Below are 19,319 nucleotides of genomic sequence, written 5' to 3'. Positions count from 1 at the left end.
CCGTCTCCTCGAGGGACCCCTCAGGCGGAGGCGAACTCCAGGCCGTGCTCCTCCAGCGCATCCTGGAGCTGGGCCAGGGTCCGCGGGCAGATGCCCGGCAGCGCCGCCAGTTGGCGCCGGCCGAACTGCGCCAGCTGCTCAAGGGACTCCACGCCGGAGTGGGCGAGGATTCTGCGGTCGGGCGAGGCGAGGCCCCGCGGAAGCGGCGTGCGGCCCGTACGGGCTGACTTCTTCGTCATGACGTTCTGCCTTCCTGGTGCTGACTGCGTTAGGTGCTTGAACTGCTTTAGAGGGTGAAGCTGGCCACCTGCTTGGGTGAATGCTTGAGCTTCAGGGCCGAGGGGTCGCCGAACGGGGCGGCTCCAATGCTCAGCTTGGTGAAGTCCAGGTCCTCGCCACGGATGCAGACCTTGATCGCGTTCACGGCCTTGTTCACGTCCGGGCAAAGGCAGAAGATGTTGAGCTTGGCGTCGCTGAATTCCGAGCGGTCCACAATGCCCAGGCCGCGCCAGGCCAGGTGGCCCGAGAGTGCGTCCTTCGCCTTTTCCTCCAGGTAGCGGTCGCGGCTGGTGCCCTCCCTGGTCTTGAGCGCGTACTGGGCCACCACCCAGTACTGCTCCTCGTCCGGAATCTCGGCGTAGCCGTCCTCGGTGCAGGCGGCCTCGAAGGCGTCCATCAGGCGCTCAGCTGCCTTGGCGTCCGGCACGTCGGTTTCCTGGGTCTTGCTCTGGTGCCCCACGGCGCCATGGTTCATGACGAACTGGCTGTAGTCCTCGTCGTACCAGGCTTCCCGGAACAGCAGGGTTCCTTCGTCGTCGCGCTTGTAGACCCGGATAATTCCGCTCATGCCCGTCCTCTCATAAACCAGCTGGTGTCTGTGCCGTCAAACGGCGCGTCCTGACCCTTGACGGCAAGGAACAGGGCGTCGCACTCGGCCTGCATGGCGTGCACCAGCGTCTCAGGGTACTCCATGCGGAGCCGGTGCTCGGCGAACTCGTCCTCGTCGTCGACGAACACGCCGCGCTGCACCGAGCGGATAACGTCGAGGTCCATGTCGATGACGTGGAATTCAGTGACGCCCTGCTGGATCCTGCGCCACTCGTGGCCGGTGGCCAGGTCGACGTAGACGCGGAAGTCGCCCGGATAGGTGTCGTCATAGAAGGTCACGACGAACTCGCCGGTCCGCGGAACCAGCAGCACGGCATCGGAGGCGGTGTAGAAAGCGGCGCCCGGCCGGGAACAGAACTCGTTGGCCGGCTGGAAGATCCACCAGCCATGCTTGTCCTCGCCGAGGTACCTGCCGGGCACCACCCAGTGCGCCGAGCCGTCCCATTTGCGGTTCCGGGACACCACCAGTTCGCCTGGCTGCAGGGAATAGGGCTCCCTCACAGTTTGGGCAGGCTTCCGGTGGTGGGGTGTTCCTGGCCGGGCAGCGGACGGGCGAACGGGACCTTGGTCCCGAGGACCTGCGCAACGACGTCGTGGGTGATCTGCTGGGCGGTCAGGCCCACCCGCTCCAGCACCTGGCTCCGGGTGCCGTGGTCCAGGAATTCGACGGGCAGGCCAACCTCGTTCAGGGCAGTGTCCACACCGGCGGCGCGCATCTCCTGGCGGATCCGGGAGCCGACTCCCCCGGCCCGGACGCCGTCCTCGATGCAGATGACCAAACGGTGCCTGGCGGCCAGGGCGATGATCGACTTCCGCACCGGGAGGACCCAGCGAGGGTCCACGACGGTGGAGCTGATGCCCTGCGCGCCCAGCCGGTTGGCGACGTTCAGGGCCAGCTCGGACATGGCGCCCACGCTAACAATCAGGACATCGTTCTCGGTGGAGCCGGCCGGGCGCCGGGACAGCACGTCCACGCCGTCGGCCAGCCGTTCGATGGCCTCGACCTCGGCGCCGACCGTTCCCTTGGAATAGCGGATGACAGTGGGGGCGTCCTCGATGGCGACGGCTTCGCGGAGCTCCTCGCGCAGCCGTGAGGCGTCGCGCGGCGCAGCCAGGTGCAGCCCGGGAACGATCTGGACCATGGCCATGTCCCACATTCCGTGGTGGCTTGCGCCGTCGGGGCCGGTGACGCCGGCGCGGTCCAGGACAACCGTCACGCCCGCCTTGTGCAGGGCGACGTCCATCAGGAGCTGGTCAAAGGCACGGTTGAGGAAGGTGGCGTAGACGGCCACCACCGGGTGCAGCCCGCCGAAAGCCATGCCCGCCGCGGAGGTGAGCGCGTGCTGTTCGGCAATGCCGACGTCGAACACGCGCTCCGGGTAGCGCGCCGCGAACTTGTGCAGCCCCACCGGGATGAGCATGGCGCCCGTGATGCCGACAATGTCCTTGCGCTCGTCGGCGATGTCCGCGATTTCATCCGCGAACACCGACGTCCAGGACTTCGCGCCGCCGACTTCTGCTGGCTCACCCGTTTCGGGATCGATGATCCCGACGGCGTGGAACTGATCCGCTTCGTGCGCCCGGGCCGGCGCGTAGCCGTGGCCCTTTTCGGTCATGGCGTGCACGATGACCGGACCGGCGTAGTGTTTGGCGGTGGACAGGGCGTGTTCCATGGCCTGCAGGTTGTGGCCGTCCACCGGGCCGATGTACTTCATGCCGAGGTCCTCGAACATGCCCTGCGGCGCCCACCAGTCCTTGATGCCCTTTTTCATGGCGTGCAGGCTCTTGTAGGTGAACTGGCCGGCGGGGCCGCCGTTCTGGAGCTTTTTCTTCCACCAGTCCAGGGCACCCTCGTAGGCGGGGGCAGTGCGGAGGGAGTCAATGGTGGGGCGCAGGGACGCCAGGTAGTCGGCAAAGCCGCCGACGGTGGGGGCGTAGGAGCGGCCGTTGTCGTTGACGACAATCACGACGCGGCGCTTCTTGTCCGCCGCGATGTTGTTGATGGCTTCCCAGGCCATGCCGCCGGTGAGCGCGCCGTCACCGACGACGGCGACGACGTACCGGTCGCCGTCACCGGTCAGCTGGCGGGCGCGGGAAATGCCGTCGGCCCAGGACAGCGAGGATGAGGCGTGGGAGCTCTCGACGATGTCATGCTCCGACTCGGCGCGGTCGGGGTAGCCGGACATGCCGCCCTGCTGGCGGAGGGTGCTGAAGTCATGCCGCCCGGTGAGGAGCTTGTGCACGTATGACTGGTGGCCGGTGTCAAAGACAATGCTGTCGCGGGGCGAATCGAAGATCCGGTGCACCGCCATGGTCAGTTCGACGACGCCGAGGTTGGGGCCCAGGTGCCCTCCCGTCTGGGAGACGTTGCCGATCAGGAATTCCCTGACCTCGGCGGCCAGCTGATTCAGCTGCGCCGCGGACAACTTGCTCAGGTCCTGCGGATTCCGGATGGTCTCCAAGATTCCCAACGGCCCCTCCTTCGGCTGGTAGACATGCCTATTAACTCTAACGCCTCCGCGCTGGCACTTGGGCAGCGCCAGCGGCAAGGCAGAGGCCCCGGCCGGTCTGCTGACCGGCCGGGGCCTCACCCACTGCTTACCGGGGCTGGCCCGGCTAAATCCCGCTAGTTAGCGGAGATCTGGCGCAGAACGTACTGCAGGATGCCGCCGTTGCGGTAGTAGTCCGCTTCACCCGGGGTGTCGATGCGGAGCACTGCGTCGAAGGACTTGGTGGAGCCGTCCTCGGCGGTGGCGGTGACCTTGAGGGTCTTGGGCGTGGTGCCTTCGTTCAGGGCGGTAACGCCCTCCACAGCGAAGGTTTCCGTGCCCGTAAGGCCCAGCGTGGCAGCGGACTCGCCGGCCGGGAACTGCAGCGGCAGGACGCCCATGCCGATGAGGTTGGAGCGGTGGATCCGCTCGTAGCTCTCGGCGACGACGGCCTTGACGCCCAGCAGTGCCGTGCCCTTGGCTGCCCAGTCACGGGACGAACCGGAGCCGTACTCCTTGCCGGCCAGGACCACCAGCGGGGTGCCGGCTGCCTGGTAGTTCTGCGCGGCGTCGTAGACGTAGGCCTGCGGGCCGTCAGCCTGGGTGAAGTCGCGGGTGAAGCCGCCCTCCACTCCGTCCAGGAGCTGGTTCTTGATGCGGATGTTCGCGAACGTGCCGCGGATCATGACCTCGTGGTTGCCACGGCGCGAGCCGTAGGAGTTGAAGTCCTTGCGCTCCACACCGTTGGCCAGCAGGTACTGCCCGGCCGGGGTGTCGGACTTGAACGAACCAGCCGGGGAGATGTGGTCCGTGGTGACGGAGTCGCCGAGCTTGAGCAGCACGCGGGCACCGGAGATGTCCTGGACGGGCTCCGGCTGGGCCTTCATGCCCTCGAAGTACGGGGGCTTCCGGACGTACGTGGACTTCTGATCCCAGGCGAAGGTGTCGCCGGCCGGGGTGTCGAGCGCCTTCCAGCGGTCGTCGCCCTCGAAGACGCCCTCATAACCCTTGGCGAACATCTCCTTGTCGATGGAGGAGTCGATGACTTCCTGGACCTCGACCGGGTTGGGCCAGATGTCCTTGAGGAAGACGTCGTTGCCTGCTTCGTCCTTGCCCAGGGCGTCGGCTTCGAAGTCGAAGTCCATGGAACCTGCCAGGGCGTAGGCGATGACCAGCGGCGGGGAGGCCAGGTAGTTCATCTTGACGTCCGGGTTGATGCGGCCTTCGAAGTTGCGGTTCCCCGAGAGCACAGCGCTGACGGCGAGGTCGTTGGCCTGGATGGCCTCGGAGATCTCGGCTTCCAGCGGGCCGGAGTTACCGATGCAGGTGGCGCAGCCGTAGCCCACGATGTAGAAGCCCAGCTTCTCCAGGTACGGAGTGAGGCCCGACTTCTCGTAGTAGTCCGTGACCACCTTGGAGCCCGGGGCGACAGAGGTCTTGACCCACGGCTTGGCGGTGAGGCCCTTGTTCACGGCGTTGCGTGCCAGCACGGCGGCGGCAAGCATGACCGAGGGGTTGGACGTGTTGGTGCACGAGGTGATCGACGCGATGGTCACCGCTCCGTGGTCCAGGTCGAACTCGCGGCCGTCTTCCATCTTCACGGCGACGGGGCTGGAGGTGCGGCCTTCGGCGCCGTGAGCGGCGGAGTACTTCGGCGGAGTGCGGTCACTGTCGGTCACGTGGGTGGCACCGGTGGTGAACGAGGGCGGGTCGGAAGCCGGGAAGCTTTCCTCCAGCGACTCGTCCAGGGAGCCGGCATCGGCGTCGTGGGTGACGTAGTTCTTCAGGTCGTGGCGGAACTCGTCCTTGGCCTCGGTCAGTTCGATACGGTCCTGGGGACGCTTCGGGCCGGCGATTGACGGAACCACGGTGGAGAGGTCCAATTCGAGGTACTCGGAGAACTTGATCTCACGGGAAGGATCGTGCCAGAGGCCCTGTTCCTTCGCGTAGGACTCAACCAGGGCGACGTTTTCCTCGGAGCGGCCGGTGAGGCGCAGGTAGTCGATGGTGACGTCGTCGATCGGGAACATGGCGGCCGTGGAGCCGAACTCCGGGCTCATGTTGCCGATCGTGGCGCGGTTGGCCAGCGGCACTGCCGCCACGCCTTCGCCATAGAACTCCACAAACTTGCCCACAACACCGTGCTTGCGCAGCTGCTCGGTGATGGTGAGGACGACGTCGGTGGCGGTGGCGCCGGCAGGGATGGAACCGGTCAGCTTGAAGCCCACGACGCGCGGGATCAGCATGGAAACGGGCTGGCCCAGCATTGCCGCCTCGGCCTCAATGCCGCCGACGCCCCAGCCCAGCACGCCCAGGCCATTGACCATGGTGGTGTGGGAGTCGGTGCCGACGCAGGTGTCCGGGTAGGCACGAACCGCGCCGTCCACTTCGCGGGTCATCACGGTGCGGGCCAGGTACTCAATGTTGACCTGGTGCACGATTCCGGTTCCCGGCGGGACAACCTTGAAGTCGTCGAACGCGGTCTGGCCCCAGCGCAGGAACTGGTAGCGCTCACCATTGCGCTGGTATTCGATCTCCATGTTGCGCTCCAGTGCGCCGGAGTTACCGAAGACATCGATCTGAACGGAGTGGTCAATGACCATCTCGGCCGGAGCAAGCGGGTTCACCCTCTTTGGATCGCCGCCAAGCTCCTTCACTGCCTCACGCATGGTGGCAAGGTCCACCACGCAGGGAACACCAGTGAAGTCCTGCATGATCACGCGGGCAGGCGTGAACTGGATTTCGGTGTCGGGCTGGGCATTAGGGTCCCATCCTGCCAGGGCGCGGACGTGATCGGCGGTGATGTTCGCGCCGTCCTCGGTCCTCAACAGGTTTTCAAGCAATACCTTGAGGCTGAACGGAAGGTTTTCTGAACCTTCAACGGAGTTCAACCGGAAAATTTCGTATTCGGTTCCGGCTACATTAAGTTTGCCTTTTGAACCGAAGCTGTCCACAGTGCTCATCGCAGGACTCCTCTCGCAACAGTTTCATCTTTGTCGCGCGGTAGACCGCTTGCTAGTTAGGTCATCCTTACTAGTGCAAGGTCATACACAAGAGCATGGGGTCAGCCGAGAATACGGCGCGCGACGTGGGACTACTACGCCCATCCTAGCCACATCAGCCGCGGGGAGTCAGCAGCGCGACTGTCTCCAGGTGGTGCGTGTGCGGGTACAGGTCGAAGGCCCGCAACCCGGCCAGCTGCCAGCCGCCCTCCTGGAAGTAACCAATGTCTCGTGCGAACGACGACGGGTCGCAGGACACATAGGCAATGGCGCGGGGGCTTGAGGCAATCAGCTGGCTGACCACGGCCTTGCCCGCACCGGCGCGCGGCGGGTCAAGAATGAGGGCGTCGAACTGGCGGGGCCGCTGGTGGAGCACCCGCTCCACCTTGCCCTGCACGATCTCCACCTGCGGTGAACCGTGCAGGTTTTTCCGGGCGTCCCGGCTGGTGCCCGGGGCCCCCTCCACCGACAGGACGGACCCGGTCTCCCCCACCGCGTCGGCCAGCGGGGCCGTGAACAGGCCTGCACCGGCGTAGAGGTCCGCCACCGCGGCGCCGGGTTCCAGGAACCCGCCCTCGTGCAGGACTCCGGTGACGGCACCCACCAGGGTTTCCGGCGCGTCGCGATGGATCTGCCAGAACCCCGCACCAGTGACCCGGTAGTCATGGCCGGCCGCGGATTCCTGCACCCAGGTCCGGCCGCGGAGCTGCAGGGTCTCATTTTTGAGCGGATCGTAGCTGGCCACGGACACGTCCGCGGGAAGCTGAGCCAGGATGGAGTTCAGCCGTTTGGCGCGGGTCCCGGGGGCGGGGGCGAGCAGCACGAGCGGCCGCGAGCCATTGGCGGGCGCGGCCACCTCCACCCGTTCGATGCCCTGAAGGTCCACATCCCACAGTCGCAGGGCGTTGATGCCCTCCACCGCCAGCGGCATTTCCTGTACGGGAATCACCTGGTCGGAGCGGTGGGCATGCATGCCGAGCCGGCCGCTCTTGGTGACGCCAAAGCTGGCGCGCGTGCGCCACGCAAGGCCGGCCCCGCCGTCGTCCGCTTTTCCGGCACCGTCCGTTTGTCCGGCACCATCCGCTAATCGGGCGCCGCCGGCTTTTGCGGCTTGTCCGACCGCTTCCACGTCCGGGGAGAGTTCGACGGCGGCCAGCCGCCGGAGCTGTTCGGCCAGCACCTCCGATTTGAGGCTCCGCTGGCGCTGCAGCGACACGTGGCCGAGTTCGGCGCCGCCGACCGGCGGTCGCCCGTGCGCCCAGGAGCCGGCGGAATCGGCGCTCCGCCAGAAGTGCGGCACCCGGTCCGGCGAAGCATCGAGGACTTCCACGACGTCTGCGCGCCAGAACTTGGCCTTCTCTTCGGCGTCGGTGAGCCGGACCCGCACCCGCTCCCCCGGGATGCCGTGGCGGACGAAGACGACGCGGCCCTCATGGCGGGCAACGCAGTGTCCGCCGTGGGCGACGGGGCCGACGTCGACCACGAGTTCGAGTCCGGTGGAGGTGGTCTGGGTGTCCGGGCTCATTGAATGTCCTGCAGTCTCTTGGCTTCTTCGGATGATTTGAGCTGCCAGGGGACGCTGGCAACCATGACGCCGGGCTCGAAGTGGAGCCGGGTCTTGATGCGGAGGGCTGTCTGGTTGTGCACCAGCTGCTCCCACCATTTGCCCACCACGTACTCGGGGATATAGACCACGATCAGGTCCCGGGGCGAGTCCCGGCGCATGTTCTTGATGTAGTCCATGATCGGCGTGACCGTCTCGCGGTAGGGGCTGGCGAGGATGGTCAGCGGAACCGGGATCTCCAGTTTCTCCCAGTCGGCAAGGGTGTGCGCTGTTTCCTCGGCGTTAATGTCCACCGTGATGGCGTCCAGCCGCGACGGCCGGGAAGCGCGCGCATAGGCCAGCGCCCGGAGCACGGGCTTGCGGACATGGGACACCAGCAGTACGGCGTGCACGCGGGTGGGCAGGGCGCGCGGCGACGAATCCTCGTCGACCGCCAGCTCCTTGGCCACGTTGTCGTAGTGCGCGCGGATGCTCCACATGATGAGAAACAACACGAACATGGCAAGCAGGGCAATCCAGGCACCCTGTTCGAACTTGGTGATGAGCACGATCACCAGCACCAGCGCGGTCATGCCGAAGCCGATCATGTTGATGGTTCGCGACTTGACCATCCGGCGCCGGACGGCCTTGTCCCTGGCCAGCTTCAGCTCGCGGCCCCAGTGCCGGACCATGCCCAGCTGGCTTGCCGTAAATGAAATGAAAACGCCGACGATGTACAGCTGGATGAGCTTGGTGACATCCGCGTTGAACGACAGGATCAGCACCAGGGCGCCGGCCGCCAGGGCAAGCACACCGTTGCTGAAGGCAAGCCTGTCGCCGCGGGTGCGCAGCTGCCGGGGCAGGTACCCGTCCTGGGCGAGGATGGAGCCCAGGACGGGGAAACCGTTGAAGGCCGTGTTGGAGGCAAAGACGAGGATGACGCCCGTGGCCGCGACCACGATGTAGAAAGGAATGGAGCCGGCACCGAAGATGGTCTGCGCGATCTGGCTGATGGCCGGGTTCTGGATGTAGCCCTCAGGCAACGGCTCCCCGTTGAGCAGGAACTCCGTCGCCGGATCCAGCACGATGTGCACTTTGGTGGCGTTGGCCAGGTAGATAATGCCTGCCAGCATGGCTGAGGCGATGATCCCGAGCAGCAGCAGCGTGCTGGCCGCGTTCTTGCTCTTGGGCTTCTGGAAGTTGGGTACGCCGTTGCTGATGGCTTCCACACCTGTCAGGGCGGCGGCACCCGATGAGAATGCCCGCAGCAGCAGGAATGCGCCCGCGAGTCCAACAAGGCCCTCGTCGAAATCGGGTGAGGGGACAATCGTGAACGCGGCCGACGGCGCCTGGCCCAGCTGGCCGGTCACGGCCTGGAAGATGCCGACGGCGGTCATGCCCAGGATGGAGGCCATGAAGATGTACGTCGGCACCGCGAAAACGCTGCCTGCTTCCTTGATGCCGCGCAGGTTGACGAGCGCCAGGAGCACCACGCCGATAGTGGCGATCATTGCCTGCTGGCCATGGAGCGACGGGATTGCGGTGGTGAGGTAGGCGGCCGCGGATGACATGGACACGGCAACGGTGAGCACGTAGTCCACGAGCAGCGCCGACGCCACGGTCAGTCCGGCGTACTTGCCCAGGTTCTCGTTGGCGATTTCATAGTCGCCTCCGCCTGAGGGGTACGCGTGGACGTTCTGGCGGTAGGACGCCACAACGGTCAGCAGGACCACCATGACAGCGAGGCCCACGAGCGGGGAGAATGCCACGGCGCTCACGCCGGCCAAAGCCAGCGTGAGGAGAATCTCATCGGGGGCGTAGGCAACGGAGGACAGTGCATCCGAGGCGAAGATGGGCAGCGCGATCCTCTTCGGCAGGAGCGTGTGGGCCATCCTGTCGTTCCGGAAGGGCCTCCCCACCAGCACGCGCTTCACGGCATTCAGAATTGTCAGCACCACACAAAGTTAGTCTGATTCGCACGCGATGTCATGGCAGGTTTCCGGCGGTAGAGTCTTACGGAGCAGTCGGCGAGAGTTGAGGAGAGAACGCGTGGCGCACTTCGTGATCATGGGTTGTGGACGCGTCGGGGCCACCTTGGCGCACACGCTCGAGGACGCCGGCCATTCGGTGGCCATCATCGACCAGGACGACCGCGCCTTCCGCCGCCTCCGCTCGGGCTTCACCGGCCGGAAAGTCACCGGCGTCGGCTTTGACCGCGACACCCTGACGCAGGCGGGCGTTGCAGACGCCTATGCCTTCGCGGCAGTCTCCAGCGGCGACAACTCCAATATCCTGGCGACCAGGGTGGCACGCGAGACCTTCCACGTGCCGCACGTCGTGGCCCGCATCTACGATCCCGGCCGCGCCGAAATTTACCAGCGGCTGGGCATCCCCACGGTGGCCGCGGTGCGCTGGAGCGCCGACCAGGTCCTGCGCCGCATCCTTCCGGAACAGCACCTCGCCGGCGACTTCCGCGACCCGTCCGGCCGCCTCGTGCTGGCCGAACTCGACCTCCACCCGGAATGGGTAGGCCATCCGGTCTCCTCCATTGAAAAGGTGGCCGAAGTCCGGGTCGCCTACCTGACCAGGTTCGGCGAAGGGATACTGCCCGCCGCGGGTACCTCCTACCAGGACGGCGATACCGTGCACGCCATGCTGCGGGCGGACCGCACGGCCGAAGTCGCCCACATCCTCGCCAAAGCACCCGCCAAGGAGTCCTAAGTGAAAGTCGTCATCGTCGGGGCCGGAAGCGTCGGCTCCTCGATTGCCCGTGAGCTGCTTGCCCACAAGCACGAGATCCTGCTGATCGACCTGAAGCCTGAGGTGATTGGGCGCAGCGGCCTGCGCGGGGCGCATTGGCTGGTGGGCGACGCCTGCGAGCTGAGCACCCTGCAGGACGCGAAGCTCGAGGACGCGGACGTGGTGGTTTCTGCCACAGGCGATGACAAGGTGAACCTCGTCGTCTCGCTGCTGGCCAAGACCGAGTTCGGCATCGGACGCACCGTGGGACGCGTGAACAACCCGAAGAACGACTGGATGTTCAATGACTCCTGGGGCGTGGACGTTGCCGTGAACACGCCCCAGCTCATGACGGCGCTGGTGGAGGAAGCCGTGGAGATCGGCGACCTGGTCCGGCTGCTGACCCTGCAGACAGGTGTTTCGTCCATCGTCGAGTTCACGGTGCCGCATGACTCCCACGCCATCGGGCTGACGGTGGGCGACATCGACTGGCCGGAGGACTCCACGCTGGTGGCCATCCTGCGGGACCAGGCACCGATCACACCCAGCCGGGACGATGTCATTGACGGCGGCGACGAGCTGTTTTTCGTCACCACCATCGCGGCCGAAAACCAGCTGCGCGAGCTCCTGTCACCCGGCTCCAGCGAAGGACACGGCCCCACCGAAGGGGACGCGTCCAATGAGGGGCACGGTTCAGGCGAGGGATTCAGTTCAGGCGAAGGACAAGCGTCCGGCGAGGGACAGACCACCGGCGCTTCACCGCAGGCCGGCGCGACCGCAGCAGTGGCGCCGGCAACTGCAGATCAGCTGGACGACGACGGCTTCGACGGCTGACCGTCAGGCGTTGCCGCGGGCCGGGTGATGAGCCAGGCGAGCCACACACCAAGGATGTACAGCGGCGCTCCCATGATGAGCCTGGTGGTGGCCAGTGCCGCCAGCCCGTCCGGACCCATCAGGTATAGGGGAACCTGCACCAGCAGGCGCAGCAGCAGCACGCCGACAATGATCCATGTGCCCAGCCGGTAGGCGCGCACCCGGGCCGGGTCCTTACGCCAGTCCAGGCCCTCGTTCCGGATGAACCCGAACAGCAGGCCCGCGATCGGCCAGCGGACGGCGATGGAGATGACCATCGCCACGATGTAGGCCGCGTTGGTCAGGAATCCCGGAAGATAAAAGTCTTCGGCCTTGCCGGTGGTGTTGGCGAGCCATGCGGAGATGCCCACACCGACGACGCCGGCCAGTGCCTGGGTCAGCGGACGGCGCTGCACGAGCCGGACCACGGTGAAGACGGCGGCGGTGCCCAGGGCAGCAATGAGCGACGGCGTCAGGGCACTGGTGGCGGTGAAGGCGACCAGGAAGACCAGGCCGGGCAGGATGCTCTCGGCGATTCCCTGGTACCCGCCGGCGCTCTTGAGCACGTCGATGCGGCCGTCGTGGGTACGGTGCAGCCCTGCCTTGGACGCGTAGTCCTCGGCCAGCCCCGCAAAACCCGGGGTCTCGGGGGCGGGCTTGGGTTCCTCGCGGCCCGCCCCGGAATCGGGGTTCTCAGGCAAAGTCATTGGTTCTCCTGGCGGGACAGTATCTCGTAGCGGGGGTTGAACATGGTGGGCATGCCTTCTTTTACGGTCAGCATGCCTTCGAGTCTAAGTTCCGTCCCCGCATCGATCCCTGGAATGCGGCGGCGGCCCAGCCAGATGACCCGCAGCCGCCCGCGTCGTTCCGTGACCGGGGTGTCGTGGTCCGAGACGACGGCCGTGAAGGCTGCCACTTGCGACGGGGGCGCGTAGGTTACCGACTCGATAAATCCGTGGCACAGGACGCGCCCGCGCTCCGGCAGCCCGCGGATGGGTACCGCCTGGTCCTGCGGGCGGCCTGCGTCAACCAATCTGGGTGATCTCCGGCCCGCGCTCGGGCTGCTCGAGGTCCGGCTCGCTGGGGGCCACGGGTCCCGCGGCGTCCTTGGGCAGGCGGAGCTGCAACAGGTCGCGGGGCGGCATGGGGTTCTCGCCCCTGATGACGACGATTTTCCGGAACAGGTCCTCGAGTCCGGCGGCCGCTTCACGGTCCAGCGCGGCCTCGCCACCGAAAACGCCGCGAAGGAACCAGCGGGGGCCGTCGACGCCGACGAAGCGGGCGGCGCGGTAACCTTGGCTGCCGTCCGGGGCGCCCGCCGGCAGCTTGGCCACGAGTTCGACGCCGTACTCTCCCGGGATCTCCTCAACCTGGCCGCCCTGGCCACCGACAGACTGCCCGAGCTGCTCCCGGATCTCGTCCCAGAGCCCTTCGGAGCGGGGCGCGGCAAATGCCTGCAGCTGCAGGCTCGACCCCTCAAGGTCCATGGTCACGGCGACGACGCGCTGGGTTGCTTCCTCAACTTCAAGCCGGAGCTGGAGTCCGTCGCGCGGGGCAATGAGCAGGGCGCCGAGGTCCACATAGCCGTCGCGGCTGCTGACCTCGGAGACGTCGAAGGGGCCGTTGGCCCTGCGGTTGTCCGCGGCGTTCTCGGCCGGTTCCGGGGCGACATCCTCCTGGAAGTCCTCCCGTTCTGCCGATTCCTGCTTCTTGGCTTTCTTGCCCCGCCCAAAAACCATGCGTTGTCTCCTTAGTTGTGATCGTGTCGCGCGCCCCGAATCGCGGGTGTGCAGCTCAGCCGGTGTTGTGCCGCTACGTGCCCGGAACGGCAAACCCGCCCGTGGAGCCGAACCCGCCGGCACCGCGGACAGAGTCGTTCAGCTCCCCCACGGCGACGAACTGCGCGTGCTCCACGCGCTGGATCACCATCTGTGCAATTCTATCGCCGCGCCGCAGTTCTATGGCTTGGTCCCGGTCAGTGTTGAGCAGCGTCACCGCGATCTCTCCGCGGTACCCGGCGTCGACAGTCCCAGGTGCATTAACGACGGTAAGCCCGTGCTTGGTGGCGAGGCCCGAGCGGGGGTGGATGAGGGCTACAAAGCCATCAGGCAGGGCGATGGATACACCGGTGGGGACGAGGCGCCGCTCGCCCGGCTCGAGCACAACGTCCTCGCGGGCCCGCAGATCCGCCCCGGCGTCACCGGGATGGGCGTACGACGGCGCTTCCAGGCCGTCGTCGAGCATTTTCAGCTGCACCTGCACCGTGGGGGCTCCGAATTCCGCCCTGGGCGGCTGCGCAGCGGCGGCCGTGGGGGCTTGCTGCGCCAAGGATGTCATGGCAGTTGATTCGTCAGTCACAGTCCCACACTCTATCGCCCGCGCTCTGACTCCTCCTACTGCAGAAGGTCCTCATACTGGCCTACTAAGCTGGGGGCATGCCCGAATCAAGCGCCGCCGTCCCTTCCCGCAACCCGTCCTCACCGGACGAAACCGTCCTTTTCTCCGAGAAGCTGTGGCCCGGCGCCTGGATTTGGGTTGTCGCCCTGGGTATCGCATCAGCGGGCATCCTGGTCTTCGCCCCCATCAGTATGGCGGCCGGCTTCACGGCAGCCGCTGTTCTGTTCGCCATCGAAGCCGTACTGCTGATCCTGTCCACGCCGTCAGTGTCGGTGACCACGCGCACCGTTCAGGTGGGCCGGGCCAGCATCGAACGCAGCCTGATCGGCGGGGCTGCGGCGCACCGCGGCAAAGAGGCGACGGCGGAGCGCGGCACGCGCCTGAACGGCCTCGCCTACATGTGCATCCGGGGGTGGATTGACCCGGTGGTCAGGATCGAGATCACCGACCCGTCGGACCCCACGCCGTACTGGCTGACGTCCTCCCGCCGCCCGGAGGAACTCGTGGCCGCCATCAACGGGAAGTAAGCAGGGGGCAGCCCCCGCTGTCGCGCCTAGCCTTCACAGTCGCGACAGTACAGCAGCCCGTTCTTTTCGAGGGCGATCTGGGAGCGGTGCCGGACCAGGAAGCACGAGGCACAAGTGAATTCGTCGGCCTGGGCGGGCATTACGCGGACCATCAGCTCCTCGCCGGACAGGTCGGCTCCGGGAAGCTCGTAGCCTTCGGCGAGGTCGGACTCGTCCTCCTCCACCACCGCCGTCGGTTTTTCGACACGGCGGGCCTTCAGCTCCTCAATCGAGTCCTCGCTGAGGTCCTCTTCGGACTTCCGCGGCGCATCGTAATCAGTCGCCATGGCCTGCTGTCACACTCCGTCGAATCGCTAGAATGACTCATCCGGCACAACACCGGACGAAGCCGGTTTGTGCCCGGTATGCGCACATTTTTCGCCGCGCCGGGTGGAAAAGCCCCGGGCCGGAACCAGCGCCGCCCCCGAGCCTTCACCGGCCGGCCAAAACTCCCGGAATTTCGCGGCGCGCCCTCTGCCCTAACGGGAAAAGACAGTGCGGGGTGGCAGAGTTTCGAATGATAGTAATGCCAGGGTGGAGGATTGTATGCAGGATCTACGGCTTGTAGGCGTGCACGACGACGGGGAGCATCTCCTGTTAAGCGGCACCGCCGGCGCAATGTTCCGGCTGCCGATCAATGAGGCGCTCAGACTGGCTGCCAGCCGGCCCTCTGCACGCCCGTCCCCGGTTGTCCCCGTGACCTTGTCCCCCCGCGACATCCAGGCGAAAATTCGCAGCGGCTCCACGGCAGCCGAGGTTGCCGCCGCCTGCGGCATGCCGCTGGAAAAGGTCGAGCGGTACGAAGGGCCAGTCCTGGCCGAACGCGCGTACATCGCCCAGCAGGCCCAGAAGGTGGAGGTCGCCTCCCCCGCCCCCGGGCACGATGTCTACCGTTCGGTCTTCGGCGACAACCCAGCCACCCTCGGCGACATGGTGGCCCACCGGCTCACCGCCCACGGCATCCAGTCCTCCACACTTGAGTGGGATTCATGGCGCCGGCCGGACGGCACCTGGACCGTGGTGGCCAAGTTTGACGCCGCCCCCGGGGGCCACGCGAGCATCGGCGAAGAACCCCCCGCGATGTGGACCTTCAACCCCACCCGCAAATCCCTGCAGAACGCGAACCGCTGGGCCCAGCAGCTCAGCGAACTGGAGCCTTTGGACGGACCTGTGCCGGCCCGCCGGCTGTCCGCGGTGTCCGACAGGCCCTTCGACTTCGAAACCGACGCGGAGGCAGCGGCCCGCACCGGCATTGGGGCCGGCGCTGTAACCGGCACCGAGCAGCAGAAAGACCCGGACGGCCTGCTGGACATGCTGCGTTCGCGGCGCGGCCAGCGGCTTGGCGTGGATGAGGACAGCGACGACGCCCTGGCGCTGCTGCTGGCAAACGGTGTCCCGGCTGCCCACCCCCGGGCAGAGGAAGCACCCGCAGGCACAGAGGCCGAATCGCCGGCCGACGGTTCCTGGCAGTCAGATAATTCGGCGGATCCAGACGATTTTGTGCAGCAGGACGGTGCAGAACAGGATCCCGAGTCGGAACCGGAGGAGAACGACGACGACGGCGCCAAGGCTCCGGCGGCGGAGTTCACGCTGGCACGACGCCGTGACGGGCGGCCCTCGATGGTCTCTCGCCTCAACCTGGTGCCCCGGCACGAGGAAACCGACGACGAGTCGCTGAAGCTTCACGACGGCGTCAGCATCCACACGCGCGAAATCACCATAGTCCCCGGTAACCCGGCGGCCGAAAAGCACAGTCCGGCCAAGCCTGAGGAGCCCAACTCAGCGGCGGCGCAGGCCACCCGCCCGGTTACCGCCCGTCCGGCGCCCGCCAACCCGGGGCTGGACGAACTCCTGGGCCGCGGCAATGCCCGGCGGCGCATGGATGGGGCACGGCCGCAGCCTGGCCAGGGAGCGCCCCGCGCCGATCAGGAGCGGGACGAACCGGAACGCCAGCCGTCCCGACCGAAACGCTCAAGTGTTCCCAGCTGGGACGAAATCGTCTTCGGCACCCGCGGCGACTAAGTATTAGCTGCCGGACCGGCCACTGGCACCGGCAGTTCCACTGGCACTGGCCCTTCCGCCTGCGCCGGCCCTTCCGCTGGAACCGTGCCACAGGCAGGCGTCCACCTCGAACGGGAGCAGCTGGTCCTGCTGGGCAATGATGCTGGCGCCATGAGCGGTGACGCGGCGCATGAAGTGCCTCCGGCACAGCGTTTCGTAGCCCACCACGGGCACATAGCCTGCATCACTGCCGTGATCGCCGGCCGGAGGATCAACGGCCATGTCCACGTCGCCAACCACCACCTGGGCACCTTCGGTGACCATCACGCCGTCGACCGTCCTGGCGTTATGGGTGGCACGCCGGCCGCACCAGCACAACGCTTCAACCTGCAGGACCTGCACCCGGTCCGCGAGTTCAATCAGGCGCTGCGAACCCGGGAAGAGGCGGGTCCGGAAGTCCGCGGTGATGCCGAAGGCAAAGACGTCCACCTCGATCTCGTCCACCACGCGTGCCAGCTGCTCCACCTGGGCGGCTGAATAGAACTGTGCCTCATCGCAGATGAGGTAGTCGACGCGGATCCCCTGGGTGCGGCGGAGCACCACTTCGTCCCAGAAGTCCGTGGAATCGACGACTTCCACGGCCTCGGTCTGCAGCCCCAGGCGGCTGGAGATCCTGGAGTCGCCGGCGCGGTCGTTGCGGCTGAACCGCACCCCGCCCCGGCCGCGGGCGCTGTGGTTGTAGTCCATCTGCAGCGCAAGGGTGGACTTGCCGGAGTCCATGGTTCCGGAGAAAAAGACGAGTTCAGCCACGGGATCCCCGGCGGCCTGCTGTCTTGCCGGAAGCCTGGAAACTGAGCAGCGGGACTTCGCGCTCGGCCTTGGTCAGGGAACCATGCTGGCCCACCACTTCCATGGCCGTCGGACGCACCCGGCGCGTGTCGTAGAACGCCAGTGCGTCCCGGGCTGCCACCATCACATCGCCCAGCCGTCCCGTGACCTCGGGCCGGACCGTTCCGAAGAGCCCTGCAGCCACGGCTTCCTCCCTGGTGAAGGCCCAGATCCTGTCACCGAAGCGGGCACGCCAGGCCGCCAGGAGACGCTCCCGTGCGGCATCGCCGGCGTCGTCCTCCAGGTACAGGTGCACCATGCGCGGTTCCCCGGCGGTGTGCCGAACGCCGTCCACGAGGGCGGGATCGGCGGCGTAGTCGAGGCGCTGAGACTCCGCGACGTCCAGCATGCCGTGGTCGGCCGTGACCAGCACTGTGGTTCCGGCCGGGAGGGTCGCATCCAGCCGCTTGACGGTGGCATCCAGCTCTTCAAGCTGGTGCTCCCACTGCGGCGACTGCGCGCCATACCGGTGGCCGGCCTTGTCCAGGTCGTTCACGTAAAAGTACATGAGCGCGGACTCCGCGTCCGCCATCGCCTCGGCCGCCGCCTCAGTTCGGGAATGGGAGGTGATGCCCGAGACGAACGTGCCGCCGCGCAACGCCGCCTGGGTCATGGGCGATCCGCCGAACTGCGGAAGGCTGACGGTAGTGACGGCAACATGTTCGGAGGCACGTTCGAAGACCGTGGGGAAGGGTTGCCACTGCTGCGGGTCCACGCCGGCATCCCAGTTGCCCAGCATGTTGACCACTTTGTCCTGCGCGGGATCCAAAACGTCATATCCCACCAGGCCGTGCTGGCCGGGAGCGAGTCCCGTGCCCAGGCTGGCGAGGGAGGCAGCGGTGGTCGAAGGAAACGCGGAATCCAGCCAGACGGGCACAGTGCCCTGGCCCTGCTGCAGGACGCCGCGGAGGAAGGGGGTGTGCGCGGTCTTCTGCTTGAGCAGGCTACGTCCCAGCCCGTCGGCCAAAACCACGCACACGCGCCTGGCCTGCGGGAGGCCCAGCGCGTTCTCGAAGCCCGGTATCCCGAGGCTGGCTGCCGCACTGCCCAGCACCTCGGCCACGGAGCGGCGGCCGTAGGCCGGTGCGGCCGGCAGGCCGCTTACGGCAGGCCCGGATTCCGTGGTTCGTGTTGCAGAGTCTGAGGAATGGTTTTCCTTCTCCCGCATCTCAGCGCTTGTGCCCGCGGCTAAGCCGGTTGACAAAAACGCCCATGCGGGGACGCGGGTGGGTGCCCGACGGCGCATGCCGCACCGGGCTGGCGGATCCGGTGTTCACCGCGCGCAGGGCACGGGCAAAGAGCTTGGCATCCTGGACCGCCTGCAGGCCGTCCGCCTCGGCGCTGATACGCAGGACGATGTCCTCCTGGGCGATGGTGCCGCTGTAGCCGTGGTCGGCCTCGCACTGCGGGTCCCCGCAGCTCGCCGGCCCCATGTCCAGACGCTGGCCGCCGGACCAGGCGATGGATAGAGTGACCTCGCGGACGGGGTCGGAAGGCTTGTAGTTCTGCGGCTGGGCGTACATGTAGCTCAGGACCACCGAACGGATCTGCGCCACCGGGACGGACTCCGTGGAAATCTGTGCCACGATCTGCTCGCCCGCCTCGTCGAGCTGCTGGTCGTCCACGTGGGTGATCACCAGCATGTCCTCGGTGAGGACCAGGACGGTGATGTGCCGGCGGACCTCGGCGCGGTCAAAATGCGTCTCGAGGTGGACCAGGTGTGCAAGGCAGTCCCGGCCATCCAGGGCGTCATCCACCACGTCGGCCACCAGCAGCGGGTAAAAGCCGGCCTGCTGCAGGGCGCCATCGAGGCTCTGGCCCTGCACGCTGTGGTTGTGTGAGCTGTGGTGGAAAGCCTGCGGGCTGTGGTCGGGCGCTTGAGGCTTCGAAGTGGGAGGCTGGGAGCTCATTTCCCCATTTTCACAGATCGGTGTGGCACATGCTAACCCGGTAG

At 66.8% G+C, this 19,319-nt stretch carries 19 protein-coding genes; 4 read left to right on the top strand and 15 right to left on the bottom strand.

Translation table 11 applies throughout. The features are described from left to right. Positions 1 to 20: 20 nt before the first annotated feature. The 7 genes from QFZ33_RS10030 to QFZ33_RS10000 form a co-directional block, all read right to left on the bottom strand. Positions 21 to 239, bottom strand: coding sequence for a hypothetical protein (locus tag QFZ33_RS10030; RefSeq protein WP_307027044.1), 219 nt, complete (start codon positions 237 to 239; stop codon positions 21 to 23). Between the two features lie 47 nt (positions 240 to 286). Beyond that, the gene (locus QFZ33_RS10025) at positions 287 to 847 is read right to left on the bottom strand and encodes a hypothetical protein (RefSeq protein ID WP_307027042.1); all 561 of its coding nucleotides are present in this window, start codon (positions 845 to 847) and stop codon (positions 287 to 289) included. Then, a complete protein-coding gene (locus tag QFZ33_RS10020; RefSeq protein WP_307027040.1) occupies positions 844 to 1,389 on the bottom strand; it encodes a DUF402 domain-containing protein in 546 nt (181 codons plus the stop codon). Before QFZ33_RS10020 ends, QFZ33_RS10025 begins: the two co-directional genes overlap by 4 nt. Further along, positions 1,386 to 3,359: a 1-deoxy-D-xylulose-5-phosphate synthase gene (gene dxs, locus QFZ33_RS10015; protein ID WP_307027038.1), complete on the bottom strand. Its 1,974-nt coding sequence runs from the start codon at positions 3,357 to 3,359 to the stop codon at positions 1,386 to 1,388. The genes QFZ33_RS10020 and dxs overlap by 4 nt, the downstream gene beginning before the upstream one ends. Before the next feature lie 155 nt (positions 3,360 to 3,514). Continuing rightward, positions 3,515 to 6,340, bottom strand: coding sequence for an aconitate hydratase (locus QFZ33_RS10010; RefSeq protein ID WP_307027036.1), 2,826 nt, complete (start codon positions 6,338 to 6,340; stop codon positions 3,515 to 3,517). 154 nt (positions 6,341 to 6,494) lie between these two features. Continuing rightward, entirely contained in the window at positions 6,495 to 7,904 is a 1,410-nt protein-coding gene (locus QFZ33_RS10005; RefSeq protein WP_307027034.1) for a class I SAM-dependent RNA methyltransferase, read from the bottom strand. Beyond that, positions 7,901 to 9,877: an APC family permease gene (locus tag QFZ33_RS10000; RefSeq protein WP_307031754.1), complete on the bottom strand. Its 1,977-nt coding sequence runs from the start codon at positions 9,875 to 9,877 to the stop codon at positions 7,901 to 7,903. Before QFZ33_RS10000 ends, QFZ33_RS10005 begins: the two co-directional genes overlap by 4 nt. A 94-nt stretch (positions 9,878 to 9,971) precedes the next feature. Between QFZ33_RS10000 and QFZ33_RS09995 the strand changes: the two genes are divergently transcribed. Together QFZ33_RS09995 and QFZ33_RS09990 are read left to right on the top strand one after the other, a co-directional pair. Then, the gene (locus QFZ33_RS09995; protein WP_307027032.1) at positions 9,972 to 10,643 is read left to right on the top strand and encodes a potassium channel family protein; all 672 of its coding nucleotides are present in this window, start codon (positions 9,972 to 9,974) and stop codon (positions 10,641 to 10,643) included. Then, on the top strand, positions 10,644 to 11,495 hold the full coding sequence (locus QFZ33_RS09990) for a potassium channel family protein (RefSeq protein ID WP_307027031.1): 852 nt from the start codon (positions 10,644 to 10,646) through the stop codon (positions 11,493 to 11,495). It abuts the gene before it with no gap. Here QFZ33_RS09990 and QFZ33_RS09985 read toward each other — a convergent pair. The 4 genes from QFZ33_RS09985 to dut all read right to left on the bottom strand — a co-directional run bounded on the left by QFZ33_RS09985 (position 11,465) and on the right by dut (position 13,871). Continuing rightward, entirely contained in the window at positions 11,465 to 12,220 is a 756-nt protein-coding gene (locus tag QFZ33_RS09985) for a DUF3159 domain-containing protein (RefSeq protein ID WP_307027029.1), read from the bottom strand. The two genes, QFZ33_RS09990 and QFZ33_RS09985, sit on opposite strands and share 31 nt — an antisense overlap. After that, positions 12,217 to 12,546 (bottom strand): hypothetical protein, encoded by a 330-nt coding sequence (locus QFZ33_RS09980; protein WP_307027027.1) that lies wholly within the window; start codon positions 12,544 to 12,546, stop codon positions 12,217 to 12,219. The genes QFZ33_RS09985 and QFZ33_RS09980 overlap by 4 nt, the downstream gene beginning before the upstream one ends. Next, positions 12,539 to 13,252 carry a DUF3710 domain-containing protein gene (locus QFZ33_RS09975; protein ID WP_307027025.1) on the bottom strand — a complete coding sequence of 238 codons (714 nt, stop codon included), beginning with the start codon at positions 13,250 to 13,252 and terminating at the stop codon, positions 12,539 to 12,541. The genes QFZ33_RS09980 and QFZ33_RS09975 overlap by 8 nt, the downstream gene beginning before the upstream one ends. A gap of 73 nt (positions 13,253 to 13,325) precedes the next feature. After that, positions 13,326 to 13,871, bottom strand: coding sequence for a dUTP diphosphatase (gene dut, locus QFZ33_RS09970; RefSeq protein ID WP_214852567.1), 546 nt, complete (start codon positions 13,869 to 13,871; stop codon positions 13,326 to 13,328). A 77-nt stretch (positions 13,872 to 13,948) separates the two neighbouring features. Between dut and QFZ33_RS09965 the strand changes: the two genes are divergently transcribed. After that, a complete protein-coding gene (locus QFZ33_RS09965) occupies positions 13,949 to 14,437 on the top strand; it encodes a DUF3093 domain-containing protein (protein WP_307027022.1) in 489 nt (162 codons plus the stop codon). Positions 14,438 to 14,463: 26 nt separating this feature from the next. Here the strand turns inward: QFZ33_RS09965 and QFZ33_RS09960 are convergent, their stop codons facing one another. Next, positions 14,464 to 14,763, bottom strand: a complete 300-nt coding sequence (locus QFZ33_RS09960; protein ID WP_307027020.1) for a DUF4193 domain-containing protein — start codon at positions 14,761 to 14,763, stop codon at positions 14,464 to 14,466. Between the two features lie 259 nt (positions 14,764 to 15,022). Between QFZ33_RS09960 and sepH the strand changes: the two genes are divergently transcribed. After that, a complete protein-coding gene (gene sepH, locus QFZ33_RS09955; protein ID WP_307027018.1) occupies positions 15,023 to 16,498 on the top strand; it encodes a septation protein SepH in 1,476 nt (491 codons plus the stop codon). 3 nt (positions 16,499 to 16,501) lie between these two features. Here sepH and QFZ33_RS09950 read toward each other — a convergent pair whose 3' ends face one another. From QFZ33_RS09950 to QFZ33_RS09940, 3 genes are read right to left on the bottom strand one after another with little or no spacing between them, the layout of a single operon-like run. Beyond that, a complete protein-coding gene (locus QFZ33_RS09950) occupies positions 16,502 to 17,287 on the bottom strand; it encodes a thymidine kinase (RefSeq protein WP_307027016.1) in 786 nt (261 codons plus the stop codon). Continuing rightward, positions 17,280 to 18,533 carry an alkaline phosphatase family protein gene (locus QFZ33_RS09945; RefSeq protein WP_307027014.1) on the bottom strand — a complete coding sequence of 418 codons (1,254 nt, stop codon included), beginning with the start codon at positions 18,531 to 18,533 and terminating at the stop codon, positions 17,280 to 17,282. The genes QFZ33_RS09950 and QFZ33_RS09945 overlap by 8 nt, the downstream gene beginning before the upstream one ends. Position 18,534: 1 nt before the next feature. Further along, on the bottom strand, positions 18,535 to 19,275 hold the full coding sequence (locus QFZ33_RS09940; protein ID WP_307027012.1) for a DUF5998 family protein: 741 nt from the start codon (positions 19,273 to 19,275) through the stop codon (positions 18,535 to 18,537). Positions 19,276 to 19,319: the final 44 nt, after the last annotated feature.

This window comes from Arthrobacter globiformis (assembly GCF_030815865.1).
GTDB lineage: Bacteria > Actinomycetota > Actinomycetes > Actinomycetales > Micrococcaceae > Arthrobacter > Arthrobacter globiformis_B.
The sequence above is the reverse complement of the archived record's forward strand: the minus strand, read 5'-3'. Positions and strand labels throughout refer to the sequence as shown.

What these genes read in the sequence shown, in the direction of transcription:
- QFZ33_RS10030 (WP_307027044.1), bottom strand. Translation starts at nt 239, where the DNA reads ATGACGAAGAAGTCAGCCCGTACGGGCCGCACGCCGCTTCCGCGGGGC.
- QFZ33_RS10025 (WP_307027042.1), bottom strand. Translation starts at nt 847, where the DNA reads ATGAGCGGAATTATCCGGGTCTACAAGCGCGACGACGAAGGAACCCTG.
- QFZ33_RS10010 (WP_307027036.1), bottom strand. Translation starts at nt 6,340, where the DNA reads ATGAGCACTGTGGACAGCTTCGGTTCAAAAGGCAAACTTAATGTAGCC.
- QFZ33_RS10005 (WP_307027034.1), bottom strand. Translation starts at nt 7,904, where the DNA reads ATGAGCCCGGACACCCAGACCACCTCCACCGGACTCGAACTCGTGGTC.
- QFZ33_RS09985 (WP_307027029.1), bottom strand. Translation starts at nt 12,220, where the DNA reads ATGACTTTGCCTGAGAACCCCGATTCCGGGGCGGGCCGCGAGGAACCC.
- QFZ33_RS09975 (WP_307027025.1), bottom strand. Translation starts at nt 13,252, where the DNA reads ATGGTTTTTGGGCGGGGCAAGAAAGCCAAGAAGCAGGAATCGGCAGAA.
- QFZ33_RS09965 (WP_307027022.1), top strand. Translation starts at nt 13,949, where the DNA reads ATGCCCGAATCAAGCGCCGCCGTCCCTTCCCGCAACCCGTCCTCACCG.
- QFZ33_RS09960 (WP_307027020.1), bottom strand. Translation starts at nt 14,763, where the DNA reads ATGGCGACTGATTACGATGCGCCGCGGAAGTCCGAAGAGGACCTCAGC.
- sepH (WP_307027018.1), top strand. Translation starts at nt 15,023, where the DNA reads ATGCAGGATCTACGGCTTGTAGGCGTGCACGACGACGGGGAGCATCTC.
- QFZ33_RS09945 (WP_307027014.1), bottom strand. Translation starts at nt 18,533, where the DNA reads ATGCGGGAGAAGGAAAACCATTCCTCAGACTCTGCAACACGAACCACG.
- QFZ33_RS09940 (WP_307027012.1), bottom strand. Translation starts at nt 19,275, where the DNA reads ATGAGCTCCCAGCCTCCCACTTCGAAGCCTCAAGCGCCCGACCACAGC.